We start from the raw sequence: 24389 nt of genomic DNA on the forward strand, positions 1-24389 counted from the left end.
TATATAAGCGTGTCGAAGAGTCTATCGACGCACGCCGAGCGACGGAACGCGGTCCGCGTCGCCGGATTCGAAGGCGCCCGACGAATTTGTCAACGCGGGCCGCTCCGGATTGACAATCCCTTTACCTGCGGCCAACGGCGATGCGACGTCGCCCACCCATCGTGTCCGACGATTCTCCCCCGCGAAAATCGAAGCGTCCGCAACGGACCGCGAGGAAGACGTTCTATCTGGTGGTGTGGTGGATGTCACAGAGCCCCTACGCCGCCATCTTCGAGAACCGCATCGCGGCGGATGCCGCGGCGAACGTTCGAAACGCGATCCTGATTACGGTCTCTGGGGACGGGACGCAGATTCCGGAGATCGTCGACTGGTACCGTCGGGATCCGGAGGGCAAGCCGATGCCGGTCGAGTGGAGGGACCTCGCGGGGCAGGTCCGCGTCCCATGGAAGTTCCAGACGATCGACCAGTCTGAGGCGGAAGCCGCAGCGTAACCCGACCCATCGCGGCGCTCCCGCTCTCCAGGCGAGAAAGAAAAATGAGGGAAAGGGGTGGGGCCTCAGAAGTCCTGCACGCAGCGACCGAGCAGGAAGTTGTCGGAGACCGGCGCCCCGCTCGCGCTGAGGAACTCGAGGTAGATCCACGGGTTGCCTCCGACACCGCCGAGCGACGGCTGCTTCTGGAACTCGATCGACTCGCCCGCCGGGATCAGGACGATGCTCACCCTGACCGGCTTGTCGTTCTCGTGCGGACCGCCGACCGGATTGTCGTTGTTCCGGAAGATCAGCTGGGCGTTGACCCCTGAGAGGCTGAGTTCGCCGCTCAGGCTGATCGTCGAGCCCGTGTTGTCGCAGGATCCACCCGTGACGTCGGCACGAGCCAGCGCCGAGATCACGAAGTCCGTGTCCGCGGCAAAGGCGCCTTGGACGCAGCGTCCGAGGAAGATCTCATCGGACATCGCGTTCCCGCTCGTGTCCATGAACTGAACCCAGATGAATGGGTTGCCTCCCGTCCCGCCCAGCACAGGCTGTTTCGGGATCGAGACGCTGTCGCCCTCTGGAATCAGCACGGCCGTGGCCGTCGTCGTTTCGGTGTGCTCGTGCGTCCCCTTGACGTTGTTCTGGAACGTCATCTGCACGCCGAGCCCCGCCAGGGCGAGTTGACCCGAGAGGGTAATCTTCGGCCCCGGAGAGTTCTGGCAGTCGGACGACGCCGCGTCGATATGGACGCCGACCGGCATGGGAACTTCCGCGCTCACCGATTGCTTCCCGATCGCGTCATCGGCCGTTGTCACGGAGGTCGACGCATTGCTCCGCGGCAGGATGGCCGCGGACAGCGCCGCCAGCGCGAGTGCGAGCACGATCAGGCACACAATTGCCATTCGGTTGCGAATATTCTTTACCTCCTTGCGACACGTTCGTCTCCGGCATTCGGGATAAGGGGCAGGGCCCGGGGTGAACACATGTGGTGCAGCGCCGAGGGTATCACCTCTGAGAATTCGAACCGCGTCGGAACATTTCGGATGGTTAGCACGTTTCCCTCGGTGAAGGGTGCCCGCGTGACTTTGGCACCGAGAGGTGCCGACGGGTCCGTACGGATCCGAACGCGCGGTCGAGGCGTCCAATTCGGTCGGAACTCGTCATAAGAGCTAAGCCGAACGGGACGATGCCGATCCATGACCTTTCAAGCATATCTCGACAACATCAAAGCCAAGACCGGCAAGACACCGGAGGATTTCATGAAGCTCGCCAAGAAGAAGGGCCTGTTCCGGCCAGACATGAAGGCGGGGGAACTTGTCGCATGGCTCAAGAAGGATTTTGGCCTCGGTCAAGGCCACTCGATGGCCCTCTGGGCCGTCTTCAAGGACGAAGGATGGGTCGAAGGTCCGCGGAAGAAGACCTGACCGCTCCCGAAGCCGAATTCCGTGCCGGAACCCTTTCCGCCGCACGAAGTCGAGCGAACCGTTTTCCTCGAATTGGAATCGTCGCCCATGAAAGTGGGTCCATCCGGATTTGAACCGGAGTCTAGTGGTCCCAAAACACCAAGGAAGAGGCCTCAGAATCCCCCGGGGTCGATCCCGGTCCTACCCGAATCCCGCGATCGTGTGGATGTGGACCGGATGGGTCGCGATGTACCGTCCGAGGGGACGGTACACCCAGTACGTGTGCCAGACGTACCAGGACGGGGCGATGAGCGGGGCGGCCACGAGGGCGGCGGCTTGCGGGACGGCGGCGGGCGGCAGGTTCGCGGCCAGGTAGGCGAGCCCGAGGGGCGCGACCCCGTAGCTCAGCACGAGCGCGAGGTCCTCGACCTCCAGGGTGAGTTCGAAGAAGCCCCTTCGAGTGATCGCGCCGATGCAGTCCCGGAACACGTCGATCGTCTCCATGGGCTCGAGAGGACTCGCCGCCAGCATGGCGGAGGGCGCATAGGGCGGGTCGAAGACGCCCGCGAGATGCGACGCCGCGAAGGCGAATCGATCGACCATCGCCTCCCGCGCGATCTGCGACGAAGCAAGGATCGAGGCCGCGGCCTCGATGTGCAGGCCATCCCGGTACCCGCGCGCGGCCATGCCGGACATCGCCGCATCGAACCGGCCGAGCGCCTCCTCCACCGAGTAGGGCGAACGCGCGAGCGCGGAGACCAGGAGGGCGTTGAGGGCCGGACGCGTCCGGCGGATGCCGTCGACTCGCGCGAACACCGAGTCCCACGAATTCGGGTCGAGGTCCGCCATGGAGGCCGCCGCAAAGATCCGGTCTTCCGGCAGGATGCCGTGGGACTCCAGTCGAAACCGGACTTGCTCGAAGTTCGTTCGGACGGGGCCGGGGTCGCCCGGGACCGAGGCCAGCACCGTCGAACCGACGAGACGGTCCTCCTTGTTCCAGCTGCCCCAGTTCACGTCCGAGTTGTAGAACTCGAACAGACGGGCGAGAAGGGTCGGATCCAGGGGCCGCTTCGAGAGGATCATCGATGCGAATCGGAGGTCCACGGTGGTGAACGGAGAGCCGAATGTCACCTCGTCCTCCGATCGCTCCTCTTCCGCCAGGAACAAGCTTCGGTACACCGCATCGGCGCGGGAAATCGTCTGAAGGAGCCCCTCGCGATAGCCGGCCATCTCCCGCTGGAAGTCCTCGAAGGAACGCCCCTCGAGCCGCTTCTGCCACGTGGACAGGTCCTCGAGGACGCCCTTCCCGGGGAGCGTGAGCCGGAAGTATTCTTGGGTCGGGCTGTTCCAGACGAGCGCATCCAAGCTCGTCTTCTGCCGCGTGATCTCCTCGAGGTCCGAGATCATCTTCTGGAGTTCCGGAGGCGCGGTCGGGCCAGGCGTCGCGAGGGCTTGGCGGGAGAGCTCACGCACGCGGTCTCGGAGGGGCAGCAGGCCGGACACGGCCGCCGTCCACCGGTCCCGCGTGGCTGGGTCGACAGGCCCGAGGAGACCTTCCGACACCAGAACGGCGCGCTCATCGGCGGTCACGGACACCTCCCGGTGGTCCGCAAGGGCTTGCAAGATCTCCCTCACGCGACCGCTCTCCATCACGACCCGTCCTCGTCGGCAAGCTCGAGCTCGACGCGGCACGCGTCCGCATCGACGATGGGCTCTACGTGCAGGAGCAGCTTTCCTCCGTTAGACTCGAGGGCGAGATAGGGATCGGTCACGCAGGCGCGTCCGAGTGCATCGAGGATCCAGCGACGCCGCGCCGCCGGCCCGCGAGGCAGGCGCCATTGGCGTTCGACCGCGACCGCGAGCGCCTCCATGGCGTAGAACGCCTCGTACACGTTGCGGTGGAACTGTCTTGCGATTTCCTCTCGGACCCCGGCGGGGTCCCTCGCAACGACGTCCTCGATGCCTTCGAGATCCGCGAAGTACAGCGTCCCGTCGGGCGCGACGACCGCGTCCTTGTCGAGCCACACGTCGTGGTAGCCCAAGCCTGCGTACACACCGCGTCGATCGTCGTGCCGGAGCGTTCGCGCGTACAGGGTGAGTGCGGCCATCGACGAACGCGCCAACTTCTCCAAGAACGACTCGGCGTCCTCGAACGATGCGATGCCGAACATCCCCAAGACGAGAGCGGTGTCGACCCCGAACGTCAGGGGGCTGTGAAAGTACACGCGGACGTTGGACGGCATGAGCCGGATTTCCTGCCAGTAGGCGCCCTCGTACCGACGATACCAGAAGAACCGCGAGGCGATCGCCGCGAACTCGTCCGGGATCCGGACCACGGAAACCACGGGGCACACATGGAAGCCTGCGATCTCGTCGCCGTCGGAGCGGAGGCTCGTGAGGAGGCCGATCGCCGCATTGTCGGGCGCCTGCGCGCCGTACGGGGTGTTCCCGAACCAGCGCTCGCCTGTGATGAGCCCCGACGCCGCGCCGTCTTCGAGCGCCAGGGCGTCGAGGAGAGCGCGATCCCGACAGATCGCTTTCGCTCGGGTGGCGGTCAGCGGAACGTTCTCGTACGCATCGGTCGCCGCACCGCATCCCTTGACCACGGCGATGAACTCGCGGTCCCGGATCACCCATCGACACGTCGGGAGGAGCGCGGACCGGTTGTCGTCGCGCACCCCTTCGATCGGCACGCCGGCCGGCCGGCCCGCCAACTTCCACAAGAGCTCCGGCACGTAGCACCCGGCGAGGTCCCGCGACCAAAACGATTCGAACCGCCGATCGCCGAGGACCTCCAGGTCCCCCCGCATCCGCACCAGGGACACGGCGTCGTTCGGGACCCAGACGGCGGGCCGCACCATCACGTCTGCCTCTGGAGCGCCGCGGGAGCCGACTCCGGCTGCTTCGAGTAGTACACCGTCTCCCCGACGGGCGCGAAGCCCGCGCGGGTCGCAACGCGCATCGACGCGACGTTCTTCTTCGAGATCTCGAGGATCACCCGGTCCACGCCCAGGGCCGCGAGCGCCGACAACCGCGCGTTCATGATCTGGGTTCCGATCCCCCGCGCCCGATACGGAGCGTCGACGGTCAGCGTATGGAGGCGCGCGACCGTGCCGACGACCGTCGCGAATCCGAATCCTACGACGCGCCCGTCGACGACCGCGACGAAGCCCAGATCGCCTCCCTGGAAGGACGAGGCGATGAATCGACCCGCGCTCGCCCGATACGTGGCCTGGGAGATGGCGGTGACCATACCCAGGTCGTCCGCTTGCATCGGCCGCACCAAGGATGTGTCGTAGTCGAGGGGCTGGGGATTGCGGAGCTGGAGAATCGCGAAGCGGTCGATCTCCTGCGACCGGAGGAGCCCGCTGGGGATCGTGGCGTCCGCGAAGAAGTCCCGCATCTTCACGCGCTTCAGAAGCACTCGGGCCACGGCATCGTCCGACGCGAAGAGGCTACCCATGCCCGACTCGCGATCGAGGAGGGCCAGCCCTCGGATTGTCCGGTCCGCCAGCGCCAGGACGACGGGATCGCCTTCCGCGACGGAGCGGTCGGCGAAGACCGGGAGGAACGGGCCGAAGAACGGAGAGCCGTTGGCCAGGAGGCCGGAGACGTCCCCGGGCTTCGTCGCCTTCCGGATCCGCACGTCGATCCGGGAGTCCTTCGAACCGACATGGAGCCGACTGGGTCCGCGCCTCGTGCGGATCGCCACCGCGATCGCCGCGACCGTTCCCGCCGGGACGCCGAGGTCCACGAGCCCGAAGGAGACGAGGTTCACAGGGACGGAGTAACTACTCGCCGTCACGAAGACCTCCGCGCGGAATCGGAAGGAGGCCGAGTAGGTCGAGTCCTGCTCGACGAACTCTTCCGAGACGATGAATCCGGAGTCCGGATCGAAGTAGTACGTATCCGTATAGGTCGCGGTGAATACGCCGTACGCGTCGTCGCGTGTGTAGGTGCCCGACGCCTGCAGCTGGACCGCGCGGTGGGGGATGATCCCGAACCACACGGTCGCGTCGGTGGAGCGGACCGTGAACACGTCGTCGAGCACGGCCACCGTCTGGCCCACGGAAACGGGCACGGGGATCCAGAACCACTCGGTCGCGTTCGCCTTCGTCGTGTTGACGTCCGAGCCCGAAATGTATTCGCGTGTCGTCAGGGAAAAGACCAGGGTCACGTCCGTGAGCCCAGAGAGATGCGTCCCGTCGGAGCCGTCGAACGTCCAAGATCCGAGACCGTGGACCGTCACCAGGTCGCCCTGGACCGACACGACGGAGTAGCGGGCGTGGGACCCCATAGTGTCCGTGTATCCGTAGTAGTCCCCGGAACCCTGGTCCACGTGCGTGTTGTAGTCGTACTCGAAGAAGTCGCCGGATCGAGGTGCCGCCGCGGCGACGACCGGGGGGAGCATCAGGCCGAGTCCGAGTGCGAGGACGCCGACGAGGCTCGCTAGCCTCCCCAAGGCATAGGGACCCGTGAGGAATCGAACCATCGAGATACCCAAGCTCCTCCGAGGCTCGCCGTAGCGGCGATTTTGCGCTTAAAGGTCACGCCGGAATCCCTCGAACCCGCGGCGCACACAGAAACCGGGTTGCGCGGTCCACGGGAGTGGGTCCGTCCGGATTTGAACCGGAGTCTAGTGGTCCCGAACCACCAAGGATAGACCAAGCTACCCCACGGACCCAGTGCATGCCGGCGTAAGAATGGGGCCCGCATAAGGGTTGTGAGCGATCGACCAGTACCGCGGAGCCGAGAAGGAACGGGGACCTCCCGCGGACCGAGAACCATCGTTCTCGGCCATCGAAGCCGCGAATCCTTATCCGCTCCGCATGCGTTCGCCGGCGAGAGGTTAACGATGCAGCCAGGGTCTCCTCCCGAACCGCCGCAGCCGCCGTGGGGAGGGCCGCCACTCGGTCCGCCTTGGAGGCGGGGACCACGCCCGTGGCGGGGGATGCGGTGGCGGGCGAGCGCGACGATCCTGATGATCACCGCGTGGCTCGTCTTCATCCTCCTCTACGCGGCCCTGTGGTCCGGACAGTTTACCCTCTTCCAGAATATCGTGATCTTCCTGGCGACGCTCATCCTGCTGATGGGGAGCATCGGCGCGCTCTGGGCCGCGTGGGGCATGCGATTCGCCGGTCCCGGATGGGAACACTGGCGCTGAGCTACGGCCGAGGGCGGCGTCAGGTGACGCGTTCGACCCGCAGCGAGCGGATCCGGCCGCGGTCGACCGAGAAGACGCCCCGATAGCGCCGGGCGCGGCCGGCATGGTATAGCGCGAGGACCTCGTGACCGCGTTCCTCGAGGCGATCGAGGGAAACCGTGTTCGGCGTGCGATACTCGAGGAGGGATGCGGCGATCTCGCGGATGCCCTTCGATTCCTTGCCGGCCTCGTCCGTGAGGGTGGCGTCCGTGGTGAAGAGGTTCAACGCGTCGACGACTCGGCCTTGGGACAGGGAGTCGTAGTACTCCCGTACGACGTGAGCCGCCTCCTTGGGCGACAGCTGGGTTTGCAACGCGCACATCGGCCGTTCCAACGAATCCGCTGCTCTAAGGGTTTACGCCTTACTCTCCGGAGGCCTACGGAGTTTCCGTACCTCGGGCGACCGCGTAGTCGATCGCGATCTCCGCGATGTCGGTGGCGTAGCTCGCCGTGCGGCCGAGGCTGTCGACGATCGCGGCAAGCGCGAGGAGCTCCTCCCCCTTCTTCGCCGCCACATGATGCGACAAGCCGTCAATCAACTTCTGATGGCGCGTGAGGTCGTCGACCGCGGAATTTGCCCCATCGATGTCGGCCGTCAGGAGCGCCGTGAAGGCTTTGTCCAGGATCGCAATGGCGGATTCTCGCGCCGCATCGAACTCCTTCAGGAGCCTCGGGTCGAGCCCCCGCTCCGCGAACACGGAATACGTGCGGGCAATCCGCTCCGCGTGGTCCCCGATCCGCTCGAACAGCTTCGCGAGGAGCCGGTAGTTGTGGAGTTCTGTCTTCCCCTTCGGATCCGAGGCGCCGCCACCGGGCATATGCGCCATGTTGTACTGCTTCGCGATCATCCAATAGAGCCTGTCGACGTCCTGGTCCCGCTGGACCACGTCCCGCGCCAACACCTCGTCCCGCGTGCGCAGCGCGATGAGGGCGTCCTCGTGCATCGCGCGGACCGTGAGGTGCATCCGCCGCAGGCACTTCTCCGCGCTGAGTTCCGCGGTGTCGGAGAGATCCTGGATTACGACGGCGTTCCGCGTCTCTTCGATCACCTCGGGCCCGATGACCATGCGGCTGAAATCCCGTGCGACGCGGCGGACGAACGGCCCCATCTCCGGCCGGAACCGCACCTCGATGTAGCTGAAGCCCGCGATGTACGCGCCGATCAGCTTGCGGAGGAGATGGTCCCGCCGTTCCTCACCCTTCTCCTCGAAGATCCGACGTCGCATCCGGGGCTTCTCGCCAGGCCGCGGCCGGATCGAGACCGCGCCGTCTCCGAGCGTGTCGAGGAAGACCGTGTCGCCCGCCTTTAGTCCAGCCTCCACGACCCACCGCTTCGGCAAGGAGACGACGTAGGTCGAACCGCCCGTCAGCTGTAATTTCCGTCCTTCCATTCCCTCACTCGAGTCGTCCCACGGACTATGGAGCCAAAAGGGTTGGCCACGTAGTCTATATAGTTCCCCCTTCGACACCGGTTGACAGGGCAGACTCCATCGCGAAGCGTCATAGGCCACGGAAAACTACGTCGGAGACGAATGTCAGGAACACCAGAGGAGATGGAGCGGCTGCGTCGGGCGTCCCGCCCCCGGCGTACCTGGCTGATCGTCGCGGTCCTCGCCGTCGCCGGCGTCCTGCTCGCGGTCGCTGCGCTTGCGGGCTGGTTCTCGCAACCGGCGCAGACGACGCTCCTGGGAGCGGGCGCTACGTTCCCGTACCCGCTCCTCAGCAAGTGGTCGAGCGCGTACGTCAACCTCACGGGGGTGCGCGTGAACTATCAACCGATCGGCAGCGGCGGCGGTGTGTCCCAGATCACCGCGAAGACGGTTGACTTCGCGGGCTCCGATGCGCCTCTAAATCCCGCGGAACGCGCCGCGGCCCCGGGGCTCCTCCACATTCCGGAGACGATCGGCGCCGTGACCGCAGCGTACAACCTGCCTGGGATCGGGAGCGGGCTGAACCTGACCGGCGCCGTCCTCGCGGACATCTATCTTGGGGCGATCACGACGTGGGACGATCCGAGCATCACGGCGCTGAACCCTGGAGTCAGTCTGCCTGGAAGCGCGATCCACGTCGTGCACCGCTCAGACGGCAGCGGGACCACGTTTGTTTGGACGAGCTATCTCCACCTTGCGAGCGCGGCTTGGAACTCCTCGCTCGTGGGCAAGTCGATCAACTGGCCCGCAGGCATCGGCCAGTCGGGGAACGCGGGGGTGGCTGGTTACGTCCGACAGAACCCGTACACGATCGGGTATGTCGAGTTGGCGTACGCCGTCCAGACATCGATGACCGTGGCGAAGGTGCGGAATCCGGCGGGCAACTTCATCCTGCCGAGCCTCGACAGCACCGCCGCGGCGGCGGCAGGGGCGGCCGCGAGCCTTCCGTCGGCGAGCGGCGATTGGGGCAACGTCTCGATCCTCGACGCCCCTGGGACGGAGAGCTATCCCATCTCCAGCCTGACGTACCTGCTGGTGTACGTCGAACTCAGCGTGATCGGCCCTTCAATGACGCCCACGAAGGCCCGGGCGCTCGTCGACTTCCTGTGGTGGGCCATCCATGACGGGCAGACGTACTCGTCGGCGCTCGTCTACGTGCCGTTGCCGCAGTCCGTCGTGATGCTCGACGAAACGGGAATCCGGTCGATCACGTTCAATGGACAAACGCTACATAGCTGAGGCCGGTTCGCCCGATCAAAGACCATGTCAGCATTCCGATCCGCCTTGGCCCACGGTCGACGGATCCGAGCGGCGACCCTGGGGGATACCCTCTTCCGCTGGTTCTCCAGTGGGGTCGCCTTCGCCGTCATCGCGCTCCTCGTCGTGATCACGGTCACCCTTTTCGTCGCGGCGCAAGAATCGATCCGGTCCATCGGCATTGCCTTCCTGGGCGAGTCGGTCTGGGATGCGGTGGCGGGGAAATTCGGTGCCGTCCCGTTCGTCTACGGCACGCTCGTCACCTCGGCGCTCGCGCTACTGTTCGGCGTGCCGATCAGCCTGGGGATCGCAATCTTTCTCTCCGAGCTCGCGCCCCGCTGGTTGCGAATCCCCCTGACGTACGTCGTCGAGCTCCTCGCGGCGGTGCCGTCCGTCGTCTATGGCCTATGGGGAATCTTCGTCCTCGCGCCCACGATGCGGGCCTTCGTCGAGCCCGCGGTCCAAGGAGGGTTCGGGTTTTTACCGATTTTTCAAGGGACGGCAATCGGCACGGACAAGTTCACGGCGGGCGTCATCCTGGCAGTCATGATCATCCCGACGATCTCCGCGGTGTCGAGGGAGGCGCTCCTTGCGGTGCCACAGAGCCAGCGCGAGGCGGCGCTGAGCTTGGGCGCGACGCGTTGGGAAACGACGCGCGTGGCCGTCCTCCGATATGCGCGCGCGGGAATCTTCGGCGCCGTCATCCTCGGCCTCGGACGCGCCGTAGGCGAGACGATGGCCGTCACGATGACGATCGGGAACCGGAACGCGATCTCCGTGTCGCTGTTCGACCAGGGACAGTCCATCGCGAGCTGGATTGCAAACGAGTTCTTGGAGGCGGGACCTCTCGAACAGAGTGCGCTCATCGAGCTCGGGCTCGTCCTGATGCTGATGTCCCTCGCGATCAACATCTTCGCCCGGTTGATGGTCGGCCGGGTCCTCCGGGTCGCGGAGGCCACCGAATGACGTTCCGCTTCGACCGCGACACGAGGCGCCGTTGGAAAGACTTGGGGATGAGCGTTGCCGCCCTCGCGTGCGTCGTCATCGCCCTGATCCCGCTGGGCAGCATCCTCGTGGAGGCGACCGTCCGCGGCCTCCAGGCGATCGGTCCGAGTTTCTTCGTCCTCGCCACGGGCGAGGGCGGAATCGGGAACGCAATCCAAGGGACGCTCATCTTCATCGGCCTCGCCTCCGCGATTGCGATTCCCACCGGCATCCTCACCGGAATCTACCTGGCCGAGTTCGGGAAGAACCGAGTCGGCGCGGCAATTCGATTCTTCGTCGACGTCATGACGCAGATTCCATCGATCATCGCCGGAATCTTCGCGTACTCGCTCATCCTCGAGCTAGGCTCGATCGGGATTGGAGACACACGCCTGTCCCTCAGTGCGATCGCGGGCGTGACGGCTCTCGCCGCGCTGATGATCCCGTTCGTCGCTCGCACCGCCGAGGAGGCGCTCCGGCTCGTGCCCGTCTCGACTCGGGAGTCGGCGCTCGCGCTCGGCATCCCTCAGCATCGAACAATCCTCGGCGTCGTGCTCCCCTCGGCGGGTAGCGGCCTCGTGACCGGTGCCCTCCTCGGAGTTGCCCGGGTGGGCGGGGAGACCGCTCCACTCCTCCTGACGGGAAACAGCAGCCCGTTCTCCTTCGCGGGCTTGGACCATCCGGTCGAGTCGCTACCGCATACGATCTACCTATGGGCGCTGAGCCCGTACACGTCCCAAAATCAGGCGGCCTGGGGAGCTTCGCTGATCCTCGTGCTCCTGATGCTCACGATCAGCATTCTCTCCCGTCTCGCGACCCGCGTTCGTTCCGCATCGGGGTGATCGGGGCGTGGCGGTGAAGCTCCACACGGCAGGATTGTCTGCGTGGTACGGCCCCAAGAAGGCGATCGAGGACATCACACTGGACATCGAAGAGCACGCGGTCACCGCGATCATCGGACCATCCGGCTGCGGCAAGTCGACCCTCATCCGTTGCCTGAACCGGATGCACGAGACGATCCCAAAGACCCGCGTCGAGGGGCAAGTCCTCCTAGACGGGGTGGACGTCTACGGGCTGCCCGCCATGAGCGTCCGCCGCCGAATCGGAATGGTCTTCCAGAAGGCGAACCCGTTCCCGACGATGTCGATCTACGAAAACGTCGCGGCGGGATTGCGGCTGAACGGCGAGCGGGACCGGGACAAGCTCGACATCGCGGTCCTCGAAAGCCTCAAGGCGGCCGCTCTCTGGGACGAAGTGAAGGATTCGTTGGACAAGAGCGGGGCGAGCCTCTCGGGCGGGCAACAGCAGCGACTCTGCATCGCGCGCGCCCTCGCGGTCAAGCCAGAGGTCCTGCTCATGGACGAACCGTGCTCCGCCCTCGACCCGATCGCGACCGCGAAGATCGAGGACCTGATCTTCGACCTCAAGAAGGACTATACGCTCGTGATCGTGACGCACAACATGCAGCAAGCCGCGCGCGTCGCCGCGACGACGGCGTTTATGTATCTGGGCAAGCTCATCGAGGTGAATGGGACGCGCGAGTTATTCGAGCGACCCCGCGAGACGCTCACAGAGAGTTACATCACCGGGAGGTTCGGATAGTGCCTCAGGCCGCAGAGCGCAAGGCGCTCGAGAAGGGACTCCGGAAGCTGAACGAGAACATGGTGACCCTCGCGGAGCTCAGCGAGCTCGCGATCCGCAAGGCGGTCGATGGGCTGACGCGCTTCGACACGGAGACGGCCCGGGAGGTGTTCACCCTCGACCAAGAGGTGTACGGCCTCCAACTCGAAATCGAACGGACGTGCATCGAGCTCCTCGCGTTGCACGCGCCCGTGGCCCGGGACCTCCGGACGATTACGACATCCCTGAAGATCACGACGGATCTGGACCGCATCGGACGGTACGCGAAGGACCTGAGTGAGCTCACCCTGCAGTTCGGCGGTGCGCAGGCGGGGCCGCGCGCGGACATCGCGCGAATCCGCGAGATGGCGGATCACACGATCCGGATGGTCGACACGTCGATCGACGCATTCGTCAAGAGGGACGCCGAATCCGTGCGGAACATCATGGAGGTCGACGACGTCGTGGACAGGATGCACGACGAGGTCTTCGCCGACCTCGTACGCCGCATGGAGGAGCGCAGCCTCGACACGGAGAGCGGGGCCCGATACATCCTCGTGAACCGGTATCTCGAGCGGATCGCGGATCATGCGGTGAACATCGGAATGCGGGTCGTCTACATGGTCACGGGCGACTGGCTCCCGCGGGTCCGGGCGGCGGACCGCGTGAAGCGATATCCGAAGCCGGCCGGCGGAACCCCATAGTTCCCGAGTAATCCCGCTCAGTCGAGCAACTCGATCCAGATCCCATCGGGATCCTTCACGTAGACCTCGGTGCCTTCCGACTTTTCGGGGGGCACCGCCGGCGTCGCGCCCTTCCGGATCAGCTCCCGGTACGCCTTCATGGCGTCGTCGACCACGAAGGCAAGGTGGTCCATCTCCTCGCCCTTCCGGTACGGCGAGTGGAACCGGCTGCCCGGCGGGTACCAGTTCAGCTCGAGCCGTTGGCGGGAGCCCGTCCCGACGAGTTGGACATACTTGCCGCCATGCGGCATCGTCCCCTGATTCACGATCTTCATCCCCAAGGCCTTCGAGTAGAAATCGAGGGACCGGCGCAGGTTCCTCACCCGGATGCCCGCGTAATGGAAGCGGTATTTCATGCGACCCGGGACGGGCGCACGGCGTATCTAGTTGGCACCGTCGTCCGGCGGCTCTCTGCCATCTGAGATCCGCGACGGGAAGACCGTGACGGACGGAGCCGCCGCCTTGCGGTTCAATACACGCGTTCGTTCGGCTCGATGGCCCATCGTTTGTCGCGGATGGACTGCTCCAGCTTCTCGAGGGAGCGATTGAGATCATCGATGTGCGCGCGCTTCGCGGCCGGGTCGATTGCTTGCACTTCGATCATCGCCCGGACGCTCTTGAGGAGCGGCACCTGGATGTAGATCAAAGAGAGGAGCTCCTTCTGGTAAAGTCGTTCGACGAGGAAGGGGTTGCGCACCGTCCCCACGGTGGCCTGCGCGGACCAGAAGTGCACGACCTTGTCGAGGTAGAGGCCGAAGCCCACGATGACACCAAGCACTAACAGGAAGAGCAGAATTGCCGTCGTCAGATACGAGAAGCCGAACCGCTCCGTGAAAAGCGGGCCCAGGATGAGGGTGAAGACGCCCATGAACGAGAGGATCGTGAACACAATCCCGATGATGCCGCTGCTCAGGCTCCAGCGGTACAGCCACTCCGCGGCGCGAATCTTCTGACGCTCGTCGGCCATGGAAGAACCTCCGACCGACGAGCGCATGGCACGCGAGCGGATATTTCCCGCGCCTCCGACCGAACGACCCCGCCCCGAACCGCGGACGAGGGGCGGCGAACGGAGAGGCGGGAGGCCCCCGGTGCCCACGAGCCCCTACCATCGGGACGTTCAACAAATCGAACGAGATCCGTCTGGACGTGGAACCGCCTGCGGCACGCCCGCCGAAATCACTTCGGCGTGTACCGCGTGGTCTCGAGCTGCATCGTCTCCTTGCGGGCGCGGTCCACCTCGGCGATCATGTCGACGGCATGCTTCAGATTGCGGTTGTTCGCGGTAATCCCCCAGAGGCCGAGCATGACGAGGATGACTGCAATCGAAGGCGCGAAGGCGCCGCCGGCCACGGCCCCGGATGCTTTCTGAATGGCGTCTTGAATCCCCGGGACCGAGACCAAGACCCCGATCGTGATGCCGACGATCAGCAGCATTGTCCAGAAGACGGTGAGACCGATCCGCCGCCCCACCCGCGCTTGGGAACTGAGTGTCATGGAGACAACTTGGTCGTGTCGAGAGGACGCGTGTCGAGATAGATAAAACGATGGGTCCGAATGACAGCTCTGGCACAAATTGAAGGGGACGGCCGGCCTCCTCCCCGGCGTGGCCGGGCGCTTCGGAGCCGTTCGCGCGTTCGTCCGTCGACTTCCCTGGTACCGCTTCGGCGCGGGCGTGATCGCGGGAGGCGCAGGGCTCGTCGTCACCTTCCTGATGCGGTCGTTCGGGCTCGGCGTGTTCTTGCCGGAGATCGCGGTGGACTTCGCGGTCGGCCGCACGCCGGGCGCCATCGAGTCGTTCTTCATCCACACGCTCGGTGAAGGCGCGAAGTTCCTCGCCCTCCTGACCGCGCTCGGCGTCTTCCTCGCCCTCCCGGGCGTCTACGCGACGTTCTTCCGCCGCGTACAGGGATGGCTCAAGAACCGATGGTACGTCATGGCGTTCTACACGTTCAGCTCCGCGGCGATCGTCCTCCTGTTCATCTTGCCCCTCCTCGGCGCGGGTTTCTTCGGGTCCGTGACGTTCGTGGGCGCGGGCCTCGCGACGTTGAGCCAGCTGCTCGGCGCTTGGATCTATGCCGCCGTCCTGGACCACATCCTGATCGAAGTCGCGGCGGAGTACCCGGAGGGTTTCGGCCTCTCCCGCCGGCAATTCATCGTCGGTTCGGTCTTCGCCATCCTCGCGACCGTCCTGGCGTTCTACGGCCTGGCGAGTCTCGCGGCTCGGAAAGGACGGCTTGTGTTCGCGTCCATCGAGGAGATGTTCGCGAAGGAGGTCACCCCGACCTCCGAGTTCTACGTCGTCACGAAGAACCTGATCGACCCGGACCTCCATCCGGACGTCGCCGCGGATCGATGGCGACTCACCGTCGGCGGCCTGGTGTCGAACCCGATGTCGTTTGCGTACGCGGACCTCCCGGGACTTGCCGAGGTCACCGAATTCGTGACGCTGGAGTGCGTGAGCAACGAGGTCGGCGGAAATCTGATCAGCAACGCCGACTGGACCGGCGTGCGACTCTCGACCCTGCTCCAGTCCGCCGGGGTCGACCCCACCGCGGATTTTTGGGTCGTGTTCACGTGCGCGGACGGTTATACCGCGGCGATCCCGAAGGACCGGGCGATGAACCCCGCTACGATCGTCGCGTTCCAGATGAATGGCCCGAACGAGCTGACCGCCGCTCACGGCTATCCCGCCCGGATTATCGTCCCCGGGCTGTACGGGATGTTCCACGCGAAATGGCTGACGAAAATCGAGGTCACAGGGGGCGAGTACCTCGGATACTGGCAACAGAAAGGCTGGACGAACTCGGACTACGACGTGAATAGCGGGCAGGAGAACGGGCGAATCCACACGACCGCGATCATCGCCACGCCGCGGGACGGCTCGGTCGTCGGCCCTCAGGTGACGATTGGCGGCGTCGCGTTCGCGGGCGACCGTGGGATCTCCTCGGTCGAGGTGAGCACGGATGGCGGGCAGACCTGGACCGCCGCGAACCTGTATCCGGCGAAATCGGGTCTCACCTGGAGGCTTTGGACCTTCGTCTGGACGCCTCCCGCCAGCGGATCCTTCAAGATCGTCGCGCGCGCCGTCGACGGCGCAGGGACGCGGCAGGAATCGACGATCGAGTCGCCATTCCGGGAGGGGGCCGAGGGCTACGACTCCATCACGCTGCTCGTCGGCTGAGCGTCACGCTTTCTTCGTCGTCGCGGGCCGCGTCGTCAGACCGAGGACGAGGATCCCGAATCCCGAGAAGGCCGTGATCCCGCCGACCCACATCCACGTCGGGTCGTTCGACATGAAGGAGCCTTGCAGGATCCCGACGCCTTGGAGGGTCCACACGAGGCCCGCGAAAAGCAAGAGGATCCCGAAGACGACGAGGACGAGACGCATCGAGTCCTGTCACCTGGGTACGGCGGATAAACCTTGTCTCTATCGCAGGGCGTCCCGCACCGCCGACGTCTCGACGCCCCAGTCGTACACGAGATAGAACCGCTCGCGGCCGCTCGGGGCCTGCACGACGCCGACCAGCCACGGGTCCGCGGTCCCGACGGCCTGCCACACCTCGAGCCGATCGAAGTGTTTCAGCGATCCGCGCGCGCGGTGGACGGCCTCGGCAGGCAGCGCCTTGGCGCGGCGGAGCGACTGCCGTTTGAAGTTCCACACGGACCAATCGGCCCACAGGCGCGACTTCTTTGGAATCGCGACTGCGAGCTCCGGAGCGAGGACGGTCAGGTACTCCTTCCGGATCGAGGCGAACGAGCGGTCCATCGAGGCCACCGGGATCTCCGCGAGCCCCGCGAGGGCCTCCTGCGCCCAGTGGTCGTAGGCGATCTCCGCGCGGCGGGCCGCGATGCGCGCGGGCAAGCTCTCCAGCAACGCCCGCGTGTGCCGAGCGTCCGCCTCGAGCGCGCGAGCCGCCGACGCATCCGATTGGTACACCCCGATCTTCTCCTGGGCGTCCCGGAGCTCGTCTTGCCAGAGTCGCACGAGGTTGTCGTCGCTTTCCTCTTCGCCGGACACGGGTCTCTGTGCCGCTTCGATCCGAAGCTGCTCCGTGAGTTCCGTCATCGCCCCTCACCCCGGGTACCTTCCCGGGTCGACCGAACTGACCTGTCATCTGCGGCGGGCGCTTAAAACTGCGCGTCCATGCAGTCGGTGTGGACGGGCTCAGCCGCCCGTCATGACGAGCCCTTCGTGCTCCCGCCAGCTCTTGTACAGCTCCTCGATCTCATACGGCGGCGCGTGGCACGAAAGGTACCGCAGGCGCGTACGGCCCACGTTCCGAATCCCGTGCGTGCTGCCCGCAGGGAAGTACACGGCCGTGTCGGGGCCGACGACCTTCGTCTCGCGGCCGGACGTGACCTCGCCGCGCCCCTCGACGATGTAGTACATCGACTCGACCGTGCGGTGCTCGTGGACCGGCGTGCTCCCGCCCGGGCGAATGTCGACAAGGGTGATCATGAACTTCCGCGAGCCGGCCGTGCCCGGGCTGATCAGCTGATACGAGAGGCTCTTGTCCCCCTTCAGAGCCTTGGCGGCCTTGAGGCGCATGACCTTCGCGGGACCACCGCGCGCCACAACGGACGGAAGGCATTTGGAGTTTCGCATCGGGCGGACCGCACAAATGTTAAAGCGGCTTGCACGGGTTCGCGGCGCAATGGTCCGCGTCCAGGTGATCGCCTACACGCCGACCGATGTCGTCGAGGAGGCCGACGTCACGGTCGGACGCTGCCGAGAATTCTCAGAGAAATACGCGGTCACGTGGGTCAACGTCGTCGACCCGGACACGCGGACCCTCGAGGAGCTCGAGACGCTCTTCGGTTTCCATCCGCTCGCCCTAGAGGACGCCCAGAACCAGGACCTCGCACCGAAGATCGATGTCTACGAGGACCTCGTCTTCGTCATCGCCCGCACCATCGTCTGGGCCGAGGACATCGACACGGACCAGCTCTCGCTTTTCGTCGGTCGGAAGTTCATCGTCACGATCCACGACAAGGTGTTCCCGCAGCTCGAGGACGTGCGGATCCGACTGCGAAAGAAGAACCCCCGGATGTTGAAGGCCGGCGCGGACTTCCTCGCCTACACGATCCTCGACGTGCTCGTGGACTCGTACTTCCCGCACCTCGACCGATTCCAGTCCCTCCTGGACCAACTCGAGGACGAAATCGTCCAGCGTCCGAGCGGGGAGGGCATCTCGCGCCTCCACGAACTCCGGACGGACATCGTCCGGCTGCGGAACGCGCTCCGGCCTCAGCGGGACATGTTCGGCGTGTTGAGTCGTCTCGAGATCCCGCTCCTCCGGAAGGAGACGCGGAACTACCTCCGCGACGTGCAAGACCACATGATCAGCGTCCTCGACACGTTGGACGCGAACCGAGAAATTGTCGCGAGCCTGATGGAGGTCCAGGCGACGCTCGTCTCGAACCAGGTGAACGAGGTGATCAAGGTCCTGACGGTCATCTTCACGGTGACCCTGCCGATCGCGATCGTCTCAAGCGCGTTCGGGATGAACGTGGCGTTCTTCGGGTTCAACCAGCCGGAAGGGCTCTACCTCGCGCTCGCCCTGATGATCGCGCCGACCCTGGCGCTCGCCGTGTGGATTCGCCGGAAAGGTTGGCTTTGACGCCTCAACACGAAAATAGCGGGAGGTCAATGCCGCCCCGAGGACACGGATGGCCCCGTGGAAGTACACGGACGAGTCCTACAAGGAGTACACGCGCACGACGTGGAACGAGAGCGCGCAGAACTATTCGAAGATCCTCCGGTGGCTCGAACCGTACGGCTTCGATCTCCTCGCCCGCGTCGACCCGAAAATCCGGGAGAGGGCGCTCGACATCGCGACGGGACCCGGAGAACCGGCGTTGTCGATGGCCCGGATGGTCGGCCCTGAAGGCGACGTCATCGGCATCGATCTCTCCGAGAAGATGATCGAGCGAGCGACGAACGGCGCGAAAGAGCGGCGCATCGCGAACGCCGCGTTCCGCGTGATGGACGCGGAGAAAATGGACTTCCCCGACGACACGTTCGATCTCGCCACGAGCCGCTTCGGCTTCCAGATATTCACGAATCCGGAGGCGGTTGCGGCGGAGGCCTACCGAGTGTTGAAGCCCAAAGGCCGAATCGGCGCGACCGTATGGGGTACGGCGGAGAAGGCGGCCGCGCTCCATGTGATCGTGGGACCGATGCTCGAGTTCGCGGAGCCCGATGAGACCGGATACTTGCCGACGCCGTACGAACTCGGCGGACCGGGGGAGATGGTGAAGCTCCTCGAGGACGCGGGCTTCAGTGAGACGAAGGAGGATCGTAAGACCCATTCGTTCGTCTGGAAGGACGAGGCCGAGTATCTCGAGACGATCTTGGGCGGGACGCCGCTTGGCCACTCGCTCAAGGAAGAAGATCCGCCAGTCCAGGAGAAGATCCTCGCGCGGACGCGGGAGAACCTCCGGAAATGGCGGAAAGGCCGGACCATCGAAATTCCCTGCGAGTGCGTCATCGCGACCGCCCGGAAATGAGGTCCGTGGACGGTTCGAGATGCCGTCGGCGGGCCCTGTGTCGAGAGCGTCCGCTCGGTCGCGGCGTAGTGCTTATATGATGCGGGTCATTGACCGTAGAGGGGCGGAGGAAACCGCTGTGGCCCTGATTCGGTACGCGGTGATCAATGTCATTCGAAGTCGCCGGCGGACCATCACCGCGATGATCGGGGTCCTGTTGGCGGTAACGTTCGTCTCGGGCACATTCATCGCAATCGATTCGTCCACGCGGGCAACGCTCGATGCGTTCCTCGCGAACCTCCCGGCCGACATCAATTTGGAGGCACGGGCCTCGTCCAACGGGACCCAGCTACGTGCGGCGGTCGAGGGAATCCCGGGTGTCCTCCGCGTGGCCGTCACGCGCTTCACGGGTATTGGCAAGATCGAATCGGTTGCGGCTTCCAGTCCAGTCGGTGCCCTGGTAATCGGGGTGGAGCCGAATCGTCTTCCGTCGGCCCTCGAGGAAATCACGGTTGTCTCCGGTAGTTTCTCCCTTCCGCGAGGCACGACTGCATTGTCCGAAGACCTTGCGGCGCGACTGAATGTCTCCACCGGCGCGACGGTGAGTTTCCGTCTCTCCTCGTTCGATCCGTCCAATCAGACCGACCCGCGGGTGAATGTGACGATTGCCGCCGTGTTTAGCGGCGTGCGTCCCGGAGGTGGTACGGTCTCCGCGCCCCTTGCCGTCGTGCATGCGGACGATGCCGCCTGGTATGAGGAGCAACTCGGCTACCTATATGTCGGAGACGGACTCACGGGCGAGATACGAATCGACCGGGCGCAGGTGCTCGATCCGTACAACATCGAAGCGTCTCGCGCGAACTTGGCGGTGCTTGAGCGCCAAATCAACAGCGTGTTGGGTACGTTCGGGGGTCACATAAGTTCCGACAACATCCCGGATGCGCTCTCGAGCTTCGAGAGCGCCCTGATCATCCAAAGGATCTTCTATCTGGGACTATCCACACCGGTCCTCCTGCTTGGCATCTACTTGGGGGCGATAGGCATCGACCTGAGCCACACGGAGCGTCGTCGGGAACTTGCGGTCCTGAAGACCCGCGGGGCGTCCCGAGACCAGACCCTGGGTCTGCTCGTGCTAGAGGCGGCCTTCGGAGGTGTCATTGCCGCCCTCATCGGCCTCGTGGCGGGCGTCGGCCTGAGCCGCTTCCTCCTGTCCTTCGTCAGTCTCTTCAGCACGGCCTCTGCCCCGCAATACGAACTCGTCGTCCTCTCACCCGCCACCATCGCAACCGTTGCGGGCCTCAGCGTCCTCTTCATGGCGGCGACGAGCTACCGGTCCGCGCGGCGGACGGCCGACCTCCCCATCGTGGAAACGCTTCGATACTACGCCCCCGGTGAGACCCACATCCGATACCGGTCTTCGTGGGACGTCCTCCTCGTCACGCTGGCGGTCCTGACCTATGGCATGGTCCTGTACAGTCAGGAAAACCCGGGCGACTTTGTCACCTTCCTGATTGGCCCGATGTTCGTCGTCCTCCTCCCCCTAGCGCCAATCTTCCTCATGGTCGGCTCGGGCCGCCTCCTCACAAGGTCCTCGAGTAGGGTCTACGAGGCCGCTTCCCGCGTGAACAGGCCCTTTGCAAAGAACCTGCACCACGTGATCACTCGGAACCTGCAGCGAAATCCACGGCGGGCTGCAAACGTGGCGGTGATCATCGCACTGGGCCTCGCGTTCGGCATGTTCACCCTCGTCACCTTCTCCTCTCAGTTTGCGTACCAGGAGAACCAGCTCCGGGCCGAGATCGGTGGGGACGTTGCCGTTGATGGCCCTCCTTCCGATCCAGGATTCGCAGCGAGTGTCGAGGCCCTCCCGGAAGTCGAAGGCCTCACGGTCGTCCAACAGGTGATCGTTCCGCCGCAGTTCGGCTCTGCGGATCTTTTCGCCTTGGACCCCGGAACGTATCTGTCCATAGCGAAGCCAGAACCCTGGTACTTCCGGGACTTCGACAGCGGAGCGGTGCAACAGGTGCTCGCGACTCCCGGACAGGTCCTCGCTACGGAAGCGTATCTGGCCAGCGCGCATCTGGCGGTCGGCGACGGGTTGAGCTTCACAAGGAAAGTCCGCAACGAAGCGGGTCAGCTCGAGACGGTTATCCTCAACTCGGAGATCGGTGGGACGGTTCGTGGGCTCCCCGGAACGTCTGTGGTCGGATCCGGCATGCCGCTGGCGATCTACGGTAGTTACGACACTCTGGGGCCCCTGATCGACCTGGCCAGGTCCCAGAACATCGACCCACAGCGATACCTCGTCGACCTCCGTGCCGGGGCGGACTGGCGAACGGCCGAGGAAGGAATTCGCAGCCTGGGCGCGAGCGGGATTCGCGTCGCCGACGAAGAGGTCGAGCAGCTGCGTTCTGTCCCGCTGTTCCGGGCCTTCTTTGGATTCATGGAGCTGGAGATGGCGTTCATGGTTGTGGTCCTCACAGCGGGACTCGGGCTCATCCTGTACGCGGCGACCCTTGAGAGAGAGGTCGAGTTGGCGTCCATCCGAGCGCGCGGCGCCAGCGGATGGCAGACCGCTGGCCTGTTAGTCGGTGAGGCGTCGTCGATCATGCTCGTCGGGCTGTTGGTTGGCGCTGGAATCGGCGTCCTCACTGCCTACCTTTCCACGACTTTGGGGCTCTCGGGTGCCGGGGAGAGCCTGGTGCCCCTCTTCCTGATCGTCCCAGTGACGTCGCTTCTGCTCCTCGCTGCCGCGCCGATCGCGATGCTCATCGTGTCCTTCCTCGTCTCGCTTCGAGTCGCGCGAATGGACATCGGACGCGTCCTCAAATTACGAGGTGGATAAACGTGCCAAGGATCCTGACGAAGGATTTGATCAAAGTCTATCGAACGGGGAAAGCGGAAGTGATCGCATTGCGCGGCCTCGACATGCACGTCGATGACGGCGAATTCGTTGCGGTTCGAGGGCCTTCGGGGGGCGGCAAGACGACCTTCTTGAATATCCTGGGCGGGATCGACCGCCCGACCGCGGGTCGAATCGAGGTGAACGGATCCAACCTCGTCAACTTCAGCGAGGGAGAACTCGTTCGGTATCGATTGCGACAGACGGGCTTTGTCTTCCAGTTCTTCAACCTCGTTCCGACGCTGACCGCCGAGGAGAACATCGAGCTGCCGATGCGCCTCGCCTCCAAAGACGGCGTGGCCCGGAAGGCTCGGACGAAGGAACTCCTGGATCTCGTCGGCCTCGCCCGCCGTGCGCGCCATCGGCCGGACGAGCTGAGCGGCGGTGAGCAACAGAGGATCGCCATTGCGGTCGCCCTGTCGAACAATCCGCCCTTGCTCCTCGCGGACGAGCCCACGGGAGAGCTCGACACGAAGACTGGCCAGGAAGTCCTCAATCTGTTCCAGCGACTGAACCACGATCTCAAGAAGACCATCGTCGTTGTTACCCACGACGCTCGGGTTGCGGACATCGCCAATCGCGTCCTCGACATCCGAGACGGCAAGATTGTCGAGACCGCGGCTTAGGAGCTCACGCGGCGCATCGCCCGCAGGGAGACTCAACCGTGTCTCTGGTCCAACGTCATCGCGGTCTACGCCTTCGTTCCAGCCGGTTTCGTTTGCGTGCGAGTCTCATCTGCATCATGTCGAGCAATCTAGCCTTCCTGGGATGCCAGGAGCCGACTCGCCTGATGAAGGCTGGAATCGAGGACCGACGCACGAAGAAACGCCAGTAATCTGGATCGGCCCGCCGACTCGGATTATGGATCCTCCCGCAATCGATCCCAATCCAGAGAGGCATCAACCACAAGGCCGTCAGGTCTGCCTTGTTCTTTTGCGCGAAGTAGAGGTACGGCCGTTCGTCGGCGATGGCAGGGATTCCACCTTCAGCGTCGAAGTAGCCTCGGATGTAGTCGATTATCTCTTTGCGGGTCCTGACGACACACGAGTCGAGGAAGGAGCGAGCGAATTCGACCACGAACAATTCACGGGTCTGTCCTTCTCGATAAATCCATGCGTTGCCACCAAGGGAAATGATGAGCCGCTGAACGGACCAGATGTACCCCTTCTCGCGTTGGGAGATTCTCAGAGTACGGCGTCGAATAGTGCCGTCGTGCATGGCGCCGAGAAGGTAGGCTTTGCTCATCTCGAATCGAGGAGAGGTTCGATAGATTATGCCTAGCTCCCAGGAGGTGCCTGAAAGTGAACAGAGCGTGCGCTCACTACGGCTCCAAAAAAGGAGTGGATTAGACGCTCGCGATCGGGAAGCAGAGGCCCTTTCTACCTTGCCAAGACCTCCTCGCCTGATGGCGTTCTTAGGAGGTGATCCATCTGCAGGTTCCCCTACAGATACCTTGTTCACGTTCTCCCCATGTCGCCATGGGGCGTGGACTGTATCATCATCCTGTCGCTGACAGGAGCCCGGCGTGCAGTCTCTGAGGGTTCCGACCTCTTGCGAGATCGGCCTTCCCTGCGGATTGTCCGCACCTCGAGATTGTGACCGCGGTCGCGGTACTCGAGGATCCACGGAGTTCCCCGCATATAGCCAGGTTTGTTCCGTCGCCTTGCGGCGTCGGAGTCGCAACACAGTTTACGACTTAGCCCTCCTTGCTGAACCTAGGTTCTAGCGCCGCAAAAACGGAACCATCACCCAGGCTCAACTCGGGTGGCTTGACGGGCGGTGTGTGCAAGGAGCAGGGGCATATTCACCGCGTGATGTTGACACGCGATTACTACGGAATCCATCTTCGTGAGGGCGGGTTACAGCCCTCAGTCCGAACTAC

Annotated in this window: 26 protein-coding genes, 1 tRNA gene and 1 rRNA gene; 13 read left to right on the forward strand and 15 right to left on the reverse strand. The window is 64.6% G+C overall.

Going from position 1 to position 24389, the window contains the following annotated elements:
* Nucleotides 1-242 precede the first annotated feature (242 nt).
* On the forward strand, nucleotides 243-491 hold the full coding sequence (locus VF992_05245) for a hypothetical protein (GenBank protein HEX9340561.1): 249 nt from the start codon (nucleotides 243-245) through the stop codon (nucleotides 489-491).
* 65 nt (nucleotides 492-556) lie between these two features.
* Here the strand turns inward: VF992_05245 and VF992_05250 are convergent, their stop codons facing one another.
* Nucleotides 557-1378 carry a hypothetical protein gene (locus tag VF992_05250; GenBank protein HEX9340562.1) on the reverse strand — a complete coding sequence of 274 codons (822 nt, stop codon included), beginning with the start codon at nucleotides 1376-1378 and terminating at the stop codon, nucleotides 557-559.
* A 294-nt stretch (nucleotides 1379-1672) separates the two neighbouring features.
* Between VF992_05250 and VF992_05255 the strand changes: the two genes are divergently transcribed.
* Complete coding sequence (locus tag VF992_05255; GenBank protein HEX9340563.1) at nucleotides 1673-1900, forward strand: DUF4287 domain-containing protein; 228 nt, start codon at nucleotides 1673-1675, stop codon at nucleotides 1898-1900.
* Nucleotides 1901-2080: 180 nt separating this feature from the next.
* Here VF992_05255 and VF992_05260 read toward each other — a convergent pair whose 3' ends face one another.
* The 4 genes from VF992_05260 to VF992_05275 form a co-directional block, all read right to left on the reverse strand.
* Nucleotides 2081-3529, reverse strand: coding sequence for a hypothetical protein (locus VF992_05260; protein HEX9340564.1), 1449 nt, complete (start codon nucleotides 3527-3529; stop codon nucleotides 2081-2083).
* Nucleotides 3529-4740: a hypothetical protein gene (locus VF992_05265; GenBank protein ID HEX9340565.1), complete on the reverse strand. Its 1212-nt coding sequence runs from the start codon at nucleotides 4738-4740 to the stop codon at nucleotides 3529-3531. Before VF992_05265 ends, VF992_05260 begins: the two co-directional genes overlap by 1 nt.
* The gene (locus VF992_05270) at nucleotides 4740-6371 is read right to left on the reverse strand and encodes a GNAT family N-acetyltransferase (GenBank protein HEX9340566.1); all 1632 of its coding nucleotides are present in this window, start codon (nucleotides 6369-6371) and stop codon (nucleotides 4740-4742) included. The genes VF992_05265 and VF992_05270 overlap by 1 nt, the downstream gene beginning before the upstream one ends.
* Nucleotides 6372-6488: 117 nt before the next feature.
* Nucleotides 6489-6563 (reverse strand) — tRNA-Pro (locus VF992_05275).
* A 267-nt stretch (nucleotides 6564-6830) separates the two neighbouring features.
* Between VF992_05275 and VF992_05280 the strand changes: the two genes are divergently transcribed.
* Nucleotides 6831-7043: a hypothetical protein gene (locus tag VF992_05280; protein ID HEX9340567.1), complete on the forward strand. Its 213-nt coding sequence runs from the start codon at nucleotides 6831-6833 to the stop codon at nucleotides 7041-7043.
* A 19-nt stretch (nucleotides 7044-7062) separates the two neighbouring features.
* Here VF992_05280 and VF992_05285 read toward each other — a convergent pair whose 3' ends face one another.
* Complete coding sequence (locus VF992_05285) at nucleotides 7063-7404, reverse strand: nuclear transport factor 2 family protein (protein HEX9340568.1); 342 nt, start codon at nucleotides 7402-7404, stop codon at nucleotides 7063-7065.
* A 55-nt stretch (nucleotides 7405-7459) separates the two neighbouring features.
* The gene (locus VF992_05290; GenBank protein HEX9340569.1) at nucleotides 7460-8473 is read right to left on the reverse strand and encodes a phosphate uptake regulator PhoU; all 1014 of its coding nucleotides are present in this window, start codon (nucleotides 8471-8473) and stop codon (nucleotides 7460-7462) included.
* Nucleotides 8474-8614: 141 nt separating this feature from the next.
* On the opposite strand from VF992_05290, the gene pstS reads away from it, so the two are divergent.
* Genes pstS through phoU form a run of 5 tightly spaced genes read left to right on the forward strand, consistent with a single transcriptional unit; the run spans nucleotide 8615 to nucleotide 13077 of the window.
* Nucleotides 8615-9751, forward strand: a complete 1137-nt coding sequence (gene pstS / locus VF992_05295; protein HEX9340570.1) for a phosphate ABC transporter substrate-binding protein PstS — start codon at nucleotides 8615-8617, stop codon at nucleotides 9749-9751.
* Nucleotides 9752-9775: 24 nt separating this feature from the next.
* On the forward strand, nucleotides 9776-10735 hold the full coding sequence (gene pstC / locus VF992_05300) for a phosphate ABC transporter permease subunit PstC (protein ID HEX9340571.1): 960 nt from the start codon (nucleotides 9776-9778) through the stop codon (nucleotides 10733-10735).
* Nucleotides 10732-11595, forward strand: coding sequence for a phosphate ABC transporter permease PstA (gene pstA, locus VF992_05305; protein ID HEX9340572.1), 864 nt, complete (start codon nucleotides 10732-10734; stop codon nucleotides 11593-11595). The genes pstC and pstA overlap by 4 nt, the downstream gene beginning before the upstream one ends.
* Before the next feature lie 7 nt (nucleotides 11596-11602).
* Nucleotides 11603-12355, forward strand: a complete 753-nt coding sequence (pstB, locus tag VF992_05310; GenBank protein HEX9340573.1) for a phosphate ABC transporter ATP-binding protein PstB — start codon at nucleotides 11603-11605, stop codon at nucleotides 12353-12355.
* Nucleotides 12355-13077: a phosphate signaling complex protein PhoU gene (phoU, locus tag VF992_05315; protein HEX9340574.1), complete on the forward strand. Its 723-nt coding sequence runs from the start codon at nucleotides 12355-12357 to the stop codon at nucleotides 13075-13077. The genes pstB and phoU overlap by 1 nt, the downstream gene beginning before the upstream one ends.
* 17 nt (nucleotides 13078-13094) lie before the next feature.
* Here the strand turns inward: phoU and VF992_05320 are convergent, their stop codons facing one another.
* The 3 genes from VF992_05320 to VF992_05330 all read right to left on the reverse strand — a co-directional run bounded on the left by VF992_05320 (nucleotide 13095) and on the right by VF992_05330 (nucleotide 14586).
* Entirely contained in the window at nucleotides 13095-13472 is a 378-nt protein-coding gene (locus tag VF992_05320) for a VOC family protein (protein HEX9340575.1), read from the reverse strand.
* 113 nt (nucleotides 13473-13585) lie between these two features.
* Nucleotides 13586-14083 (reverse strand): hypothetical protein, encoded by a 498-nt coding sequence (locus VF992_05325; GenBank protein ID HEX9340576.1) that lies wholly within the window; start codon nucleotides 14081-14083, stop codon nucleotides 13586-13588.
* A 209-nt stretch (nucleotides 14084-14292) separates the two neighbouring features.
* Nucleotides 14293-14586: a hypothetical protein gene (locus VF992_05330; protein HEX9340577.1), complete on the reverse strand. Its 294-nt coding sequence runs from the start codon at nucleotides 14584-14586 to the stop codon at nucleotides 14293-14295.
* 133 nt (nucleotides 14587-14719) lie between these two features.
* Here VF992_05330 and VF992_05335 point away from each other — a divergent pair, with 133 nt between their 5' ends.
* Nucleotides 14720-16297: a molybdopterin-dependent oxidoreductase gene (locus VF992_05335; GenBank protein ID HEX9340578.1), complete on the forward strand. Its 1578-nt coding sequence runs from the start codon at nucleotides 14720-14722 to the stop codon at nucleotides 16295-16297.
* 3 nt (nucleotides 16298-16300) lie between these two features.
* Here VF992_05335 and VF992_05340 read toward each other — a convergent pair whose 3' ends face one another.
* The 3 genes from VF992_05340 to VF992_05350 all read right to left on the reverse strand — a co-directional run bounded on the left by VF992_05340 (nucleotide 16301) and on the right by VF992_05350 (nucleotide 17692).
* Complete coding sequence (locus VF992_05340; GenBank protein ID HEX9340579.1) at nucleotides 16301-16504, reverse strand: hypothetical protein; 204 nt, start codon at nucleotides 16502-16504, stop codon at nucleotides 16301-16303.
* Nucleotides 16505-16543: 39 nt separating this feature from the next.
* On the reverse strand, nucleotides 16544-17182 hold the full coding sequence (locus VF992_05345) for a hypothetical protein (protein HEX9340580.1): 639 nt from the start codon (nucleotides 17180-17182) through the stop codon (nucleotides 16544-16546).
* A 99-nt stretch (nucleotides 17183-17281) separates the two neighbouring features.
* Nucleotides 17282-17692 carry a cupin domain-containing protein gene (locus VF992_05350; GenBank protein ID HEX9340581.1) on the reverse strand — a complete coding sequence of 137 codons (411 nt, stop codon included), beginning with the start codon at nucleotides 17690-17692 and terminating at the stop codon, nucleotides 17282-17284.
* A 79-nt stretch (nucleotides 17693-17771) separates the two neighbouring features.
* Between VF992_05350 and corA the strand changes: the two genes are divergently transcribed.
* The 4 genes from corA to VF992_05370 all read left to right on the forward strand — a co-directional run bounded on the left by corA (nucleotide 17772) and on the right by VF992_05370 (nucleotide 23133).
* On the forward strand, nucleotides 17772-18737 hold the full coding sequence (corA, locus tag VF992_05355; protein HEX9340582.1) for a magnesium/cobalt transporter CorA: 966 nt from the start codon (nucleotides 17772-17774) through the stop codon (nucleotides 18735-18737).
* 49 nt (nucleotides 18738-18786) lie between these two features.
* Nucleotides 18787-19626, forward strand: a complete 840-nt coding sequence (locus tag VF992_05360; protein HEX9340583.1) for a class I SAM-dependent methyltransferase — start codon at nucleotides 18787-18789, stop codon at nucleotides 19624-19626.
* A gap of 118 nt (nucleotides 19627-19744) precedes the next feature.
* On the forward strand, nucleotides 19745-22450 hold the full coding sequence (locus tag VF992_05365; protein ID HEX9340584.1) for an FtsX-like permease family protein: 2706 nt from the start codon (nucleotides 19745-19747) through the stop codon (nucleotides 22448-22450).
* Between the two features lie 2 nt (nucleotides 22451-22452).
* Nucleotides 22453-23133, forward strand: a complete 681-nt coding sequence (locus VF992_05370) for an ABC transporter ATP-binding protein (protein ID HEX9340585.1) — start codon at nucleotides 22453-22455, stop codon at nucleotides 23131-23133.
* A 55-nt stretch (nucleotides 23134-23188) separates the two neighbouring features.
* On the opposite strand, the gene VF992_05375 is transcribed toward VF992_05370, so the two are convergent.
* Both VF992_05375 and VF992_05380 read right to left on the reverse strand, forming a co-directional pair.
* On the reverse strand, nucleotides 23189-23752 hold the full coding sequence (locus VF992_05375) for an LAGLIDADG family homing endonuclease (GenBank protein ID HEX9340586.1): 564 nt from the start codon (nucleotides 23750-23752) through the stop codon (nucleotides 23189-23191).
* A 397-nt stretch (nucleotides 23753-24149) separates the two neighbouring features.
* Nucleotides 24150-24389 (reverse strand): 16S ribosomal RNA (locus VF992_05380); the annotation flags it as partial.

This window comes from Thermoplasmata archaeon (assembly GCA_036395115.1).
Lineage (GTDB): Archaea > Thermoplasmatota > Thermoplasmata > RBG-16-68-12 > RBG-16-68-12 > RBG-16-68-12.

What these genes read in the sequence shown, in the direction of transcription:
- VF992_05245 (HEX9340561.1), top strand. Translation starts at nt 243, where the DNA reads ATGTCACAGAGCCCCTACGCCGCCATCTTCGAGAACCGCATCGCGGCG.
- VF992_05250 (HEX9340562.1), bottom strand. Translation starts at nt 1,378, where the DNA reads ATGGCAATTGTGTGCCTGATCGTGCTCGCACTCGCGCTGGCGGCGCTG.
- VF992_05255 (HEX9340563.1), top strand. Translation starts at nt 1,673, where the DNA reads ATGACCTTTCAAGCATATCTCGACAACATCAAAGCCAAGACCGGCAAG.
- VF992_05260 (HEX9340564.1), bottom strand. Translation starts at nt 3,529, where the DNA reads ATGGAGAGCGGTCGCGTGAGGGAGATCTTGCAAGCCCTTGCGGACCAC.
- VF992_05265 (HEX9340565.1), bottom strand. Translation starts at nt 4,740, where the DNA reads ATGGTGCGGCCCGCCGTCTGGGTCCCGAACGACGCCGTGTCCCTGGTG.
- VF992_05270 (HEX9340566.1), bottom strand. Translation starts at nt 6,371, where the DNA reads ATGGTTCGATTCCTCACGGGTCCCTATGCCTTGGGGAGGCTAGCGAGC.
- VF992_05280 (HEX9340567.1), top strand. Translation starts at nt 6,831, where the DNA reads ATGCGGTGGCGGGCGAGCGCGACGATCCTGATGATCACCGCGTGGCTC.
- VF992_05285 (HEX9340568.1), bottom strand. Translation starts at nt 7,404, where the DNA reads ATGTGCGCGTTGCAAACCCAGCTGTCGCCCAAGGAGGCGGCTCACGTC.
- VF992_05290 (HEX9340569.1), bottom strand. Translation starts at nt 8,473, where the DNA reads ATGGAAGGACGGAAATTACAGCTGACGGGCGGTTCGACCTACGTCGTC.
- pstS (HEX9340570.1), top strand. Translation starts at nt 8,615, where the DNA reads ATGTCAGGAACACCAGAGGAGATGGAGCGGCTGCGTCGGGCGTCCCGC.
- pstC (HEX9340571.1), top strand. Translation starts at nt 9,776, where the DNA reads ATGTCAGCATTCCGATCCGCCTTGGCCCACGGTCGACGGATCCGAGCG.
- pstA (HEX9340572.1), top strand. Translation starts at nt 10,732, where the DNA reads ATGACGTTCCGCTTCGACCGCGACACGAGGCGCCGTTGGAAAGACTTG.
- VF992_05320 (HEX9340575.1), bottom strand. Translation starts at nt 13,472, where the DNA reads ATGAAATACCGCTTCCATTACGCGGGCATCCGGGTGAGGAACCTGCGC.
- VF992_05325 (HEX9340576.1), bottom strand. Translation starts at nt 14,083, where the DNA reads ATGGCCGACGAGCGTCAGAAGATTCGCGCCGCGGAGTGGCTGTACCGC.
- VF992_05340 (HEX9340579.1), bottom strand. Translation starts at nt 16,504, where the DNA reads ATGCGTCTCGTCCTCGTCGTCTTCGGGATCCTCTTGCTTTTCGCGGGC.
- VF992_05345 (HEX9340580.1), bottom strand. Translation starts at nt 17,182, where the DNA reads ATGACGGAACTCACGGAGCAGCTTCGGATCGAAGCGGCACAGAGACCC.
- corA (HEX9340582.1), top strand. Translation starts at nt 17,772, where the DNA reads ATGGTCCGCGTCCAGGTGATCGCCTACACGCCGACCGATGTCGTCGAG.
- VF992_05360 (HEX9340583.1), top strand. Translation starts at nt 18,787, where the DNA reads ATGGCCCCGTGGAAGTACACGGACGAGTCCTACAAGGAGTACACGCGC.
- VF992_05375 (HEX9340586.1), bottom strand. Translation starts at nt 23,752, where the DNA reads ATGAGCAAAGCCTACCTTCTCGGCGCCATGCACGACGGCACTATTCGA.